The following is a 4,679-nucleotide window of genomic DNA, read 5'->3' as shown; positions in this document are numbered from 1 at the left end:
ATTATACGTACCGCTTTTTATACTATTTCGTTTATTACATACGCTTTTACAAAATGTTATAAAGGAGCGTGTGTAACATGTGGCAAGTTGTAAAAAGAGATGTGAGATTTTGGCTAGGTGTTACTTTTTTGAGTGTACTAATGATTGTTAGTATTGGAAATACGCTGTTTTTCGATGGGAATATTCGTGAACTAACGATGATGTATAACGAAAAAGGAGAATTAGAGGCTGCTCCGTTTTCACCGTCGAGTAAATTTTGGTTTGGAACTGATGAGAAAGGCCGTGACCTGTTCCAGTTAATAATAGAAGGAGCGAAATGGACAGTTGGTGCAAGTATCGTTATCGCAGTTTTACGTGTAGTAATTGGAGGAGCTATTGGTTTATTACTTGGTATGTACAGTAAACGCTCATTTCCAGTTATCTCATCTTTTTTTGATCCATTCAGTATCGTGCCAATGGTTATGATTTCCTATTTTATTTTAAAGGAAGTTTTAATGTTCGACAGTGGAGAGGCAGCTGCTCCGTTTCATTTGCGAGTTGCGTTTCAAATTATAGTTCTTGCATGTCTTGCAGTACCGACAGTTATGTTGTATGTAGCGCAAGAAGTCAAGCGAATTAAGAAAGAAGAATTTATGTTGGCTGCTACTGTGCTCGGAGGGAGTAAGTGGCAGCGGTTGAAACGCCATGTATGGCCGCATATGTTACCATCATTTCTTTTATTAGTAGCCCAGCAATTTGTAAGTACTTTATTACTCCTCTTGCATCTTGGTTTGTTGGAATTATTTTTTGGCGGAACAATAATTTTTGGCGCTATAGATGCAGATAGTGTAACAAAGGAATGGACTGGCCTAATTGGTCAAAACTTCCGTCACTTAACTACTCATACATGGATTGTACTTATACCAATCGCTTTCTATAGTATGACAATTTTGTCAGGAAATCTGATTAGTAATAGTATGCAAGATGCGATTAAGCTAGGAAATGTTAGAAGAGCGAATCGGAAGAAGGAAGAAGTGAAAGTAGAGAAACAAATACAGCCTACCATGAATGATTTTTCATTTCATAGTGAGGTGCAAAAATAAAAAAAGATAGCTGAAGACAAATTGTTTTCAGCTATCTTTTTTGTTTAAAGTGGTGGTAAATCAATCTTACCTTCTTCAAATAATTCTTTTATCATATGTTTCGTATAACCAGCTGCTTGACCAAATGTGATTTTTGCTGGCATTGGTGCTTCATTTACATCTACAACTACATCAATAATGCATGGTTTACTTTGTTTTACCGCATTTTCAAAGGCAGGAAGTAAGTCATCTAACTGTTCGACGCGGTATCCAATACCACCGCACGCCTCTGCGTATTTTGCGAAATCAGGATTCGTTAAGTCTGTACCAAATTCGATATTACCCATAACCTCTTGTTCGAATTTAATCATGGCGATTTTATTATTATTTAATACGACGACAACGATTGGCAGTTTATATTTAACAGCTGTTACGAAGTCATTCATTGTCATTCCAAACCCGCCGTCACCACAAACTGCAAACACTTGTTTATCCGGGAAAGCAATTTGTCCAGCAAGTGCACCAGGTAAACCGCAGCCAAGTGTTGCAAGCCAGCTAGAAATGATAAATTTCTGGTTTGTCATACGGAAGTGCCTTGCTGTCCACACTGTTACATTTCCGACATCTACTGAAAGAATTGCATCATCTTCGGCTACTTTCTGCAGTGCATGCATAACTCGCTGTGGTTTAATTGGAGTCGAAGAATCTTCTTCTTGATTGTGTAATTTTTCTTCCCACTTTTTCATCATTTCTTGATGATGCTCTAAGAAGGAATGGTCCTCGTGTTTTTCTACATTTTCAATTAACCATTTTAATGTTTTATCAGCGTCACCAGCTAAGCCGATATCTGTCGTATAACGTTTCCCGATTTGTGCGGGGTCTGTATCAATATGAAGTGTTTTTGCTTTTTCGGGTAAGAAACCAGTGAACGGATAAGAAGTGCCCACCATAATTAAAGTATCGGCATGTTTCATTGCTTCATAAGAAGGTTTCGTCCCAATTAATCCTAATCCACCGATACAAAGAGGGTGTTCATCAGGAACAATCCCTTTAGCTGGTAATGTAAGTACGATTGGTGCACCGATATGTTCTGCAAATGCAAGTAAAGATTCTCTCGCATGTTTTGCTCCTTTTCCGGCTAAAATAACAGGTTTTTTCGCTTCATTAAGTGCGAGTTTTGCTATAGCTAAATCTTCTTCTTGCGGAAATATTTCTGGTAATGTAAAGGAAGAGTTTGTAATACGTGCACCATTTTTTATTTCAAATTTCGGAACATCATCTGGAATTGTAAGAACAGAGACACCTTTTTTCGTATATGCCATTCGAATCGCTTGATTCACTACAGCAGGTAACTGTTCAGCTGACATAATTCGTTGGTTATAAACCGCAACGTCATCAAACATTCTTTCCAAGTTTACTTCTTGGAAAAAATCCGTTCCGAGTAAATCACTTTCGACTTGTCCTGAAATTGCTAATACGGGAGCTTGATCGAGTTTCGCATCATATAAACCATTTAATAAATGAATAGCTCCAGGTCCTGCAATAGCCATACAAACACCAAGTTTTCCTGTTAATTTTGCATAGGCTGCCGCTGCTAACGCGCCAGCTTCTTCATGGCGAACTTGAATAAATTTAATTTTATCTTGTTTTTTTCTTAAAGCTTCAATTATAGAATTGATGGAATCTCCAGGCATACCATATATGTGTTCTACATCCCAGTCAATTAAAAGATCAACTAATGCTTCACCGGCTGTTTTCCCAAACATAATTGTTCCTCCTCATAATAGGTAGATAACATTATGTTTTGGAGAAAAAGGAAAAATATACAAATAATAAATTTTTTCGCTTTAATGATGACCAGCGAATAAAGTAAACACTGTTATTAGTAAAAAACCACTAGTTGCCCACATGAGAAATGTAAGGAAAGAGAGCTGTTTCTTTGCTTTCCAAAGCATTTCGTGAATTGTGACATAGCCAAGAGAACCAATTGCGCTTCCCATAATAAGTCCTTGTAAATGGAGAGCTTTCCCGTCCATCAAAATGCCAAAAACAGTACCGGTCCCTAGGATGAGAGAAAGTAATAAAGTTGTTAATAAAAATGAAATATATTTATGTTTTGTAAAAAGAAATGGAATAATTAAAGCTAATCCTTCTGGAATATGGTGAATGACAATCGCAAGTAAGAAAGGAATGGCAGAGTCATTATGATTTATAAACGCTGTTCCTAACGCAAATCCACTCGGCATATTATGAATGAATATAGCGAAAGAAAGAAAAAGGAAGGTTTGCCATGCTTGTTGATCTTTCTTATGTATAATCGGATGATGACAATAGTTATCTAATAAGCTCATAACTAAAATACCGATAGCTATACCGAGCATAGGCCCAATTATTTCATAGCTTGAAAATGTTTCAGGAATAATTTCAAGTGATAAAAGCCCAAGCAAAATCCCACCACATAATGCGTATAAGCGATGCATCTTTTCTTCAATTAGTTGGCGTGTTGCTACTCCAACAGCACCTCCTAATAGTAATCCACCGAACGAAAAAAACGTAACAATTATAGGAATCCATAAACGTTCCATATCATCACACTCCAATTCTATCCCCTTGTTTTCAGCTTACTAATGGGGGAGGGAGATTAGTCCAAATTATTATGACTAATTATAGAGAAAAAACTGTAAATTCATTATAAATTATATATTAAAATGAAATGAGGAATGTAAGTGCAAACAAAATGGAACTTATCTGAATATGAAAATCCAAAACGATATGATATAGAAAATAAAAGTTTTTCAGATTTTCCGTTTTTACTATCATGGGCGCAAAAATTAAATATACAAAATGAATGGATTTTAGATATTGCATGTGGAACAGGGAGAGTCACTATTCCTTTTATCGAAAAAGGGTATCAAATGATTGGTATAGATATACATGAAGGAATGCTTGCTGAAGCGAAGAGTAAATCTGCGAGTTTAAAGAATATAAAGTGGTTACAGCAAGACTGCTTGCAATTGAGCGTCGAAGAAGCAATTCCGTTAGCATTTATGGTAGGACATGGATTCCAACATTTTCTTACTAATACACATCAAAATCAATGATTAGCATCGATTCATAATGTAATAACTGATAATGGTATATTCATATTTGATACACGTTTTCCGTCAAAGGAAGAATTAATACAACCATCTACAGAAGAATATTGGACAACTATTACAGATGAAAAGGGAAGAAGATGTGATTTATATACTGAGATGAATTATGATTCAATTCAACAAATACAGCACTACATAACAACAAGAAGGTTTTATGAGGAGGATACGCTAGTAGAGGAACTGAAAACAACAATAGATCTTCGGTATACGTATCCGCAAGAATTAGAAAGATTACTTGTAGCGAATGGGTTTGAATTGTTACAAATATACAATGATTGGGAGGGGAATGAGTTGCAGGAGGATTGTTATATAGTAAGTTATTAGAAAAAATGATCAAACTGTATTTCACATTAACAATAGACTATGTGTCTTTGTTTTAATTGTAAGGAAGAATAAGAGGAGCTGCAGTGGAGTGCTATGGTGGGGACTGTGTATAAAGAAAATGAAGGGTAAGGTCATAATC

3 protein-coding genes and 2 pseudogenes are annotated in these 4,679 nt (G+C 35.9%); 3 read left to right on the top strand and 2 right to left on the bottom strand.

The genetic code is table 11. The features are described from left to right. Both AB3X49_RS17995 and AB3X49_RS17990 read left to right on the top strand, forming a co-directional pair. Nucleotides 1-76 (top strand): annotated as a pseudogene (locus AB3X49_RS17995) (ABC transporter permease subunit); the annotation flags it as partial. A 1-nt stretch (nt 77) separates the two neighbouring features. Continuing rightward, on the top strand, nt 78-1,082 hold the full coding sequence (locus tag AB3X49_RS17990; protein WP_367963788.1) for an ABC transporter permease: 1,005 nt from the start codon (nt 78-80) through the stop codon (nt 1,080-1,082). A gap of 44 nt (nt 1,083-1,126) precedes the next feature. On the opposite strand, the gene AB3X49_RS17985 is transcribed toward AB3X49_RS17990, so the two are convergent. Further along, nucleotides 1,127-2,827 (bottom strand): pyruvate oxidase, encoded by a 1,701-nt coding sequence (locus AB3X49_RS17985; RefSeq protein WP_367963786.1) that lies wholly within the window; start codon nt 2,825-2,827, stop codon nt 1,127-1,129. An 81-nt stretch (nt 2,828-2,908) separates the two neighbouring features. Then, complete coding sequence (locus AB3X49_RS17980; protein WP_002168426.1) at nt 2,909-3,646, bottom strand: ZIP family metal transporter; 738 nt, start codon at nt 3,644-3,646, stop codon at nt 2,909-2,911. 141 nt (nt 3,647-3,787) lie between these two features. Between AB3X49_RS17980 and AB3X49_RS17975 the strand changes: the two are divergent. After that, a pseudogene (locus tag AB3X49_RS17975) lies at nt 3,788-4,540 on the top strand (class I SAM-dependent methyltransferase). Nucleotides 4,541-4,679 lie beyond the last annotated feature (139 nt).

The sequence above is a fragment of the Bacillus sp. C30 genome (assembly GCF_040838255.1).
In the GTDB taxonomy this organism is placed as follows: Bacteria; Bacillota; Bacilli; order Bacillales; family Bacillaceae_G; genus Bacillus_A; species Bacillus_A mycoides.
The sequence above is the reverse complement of the archived record's forward strand: the minus strand, read 5'-3'. Positions and strand labels throughout refer to the sequence as shown.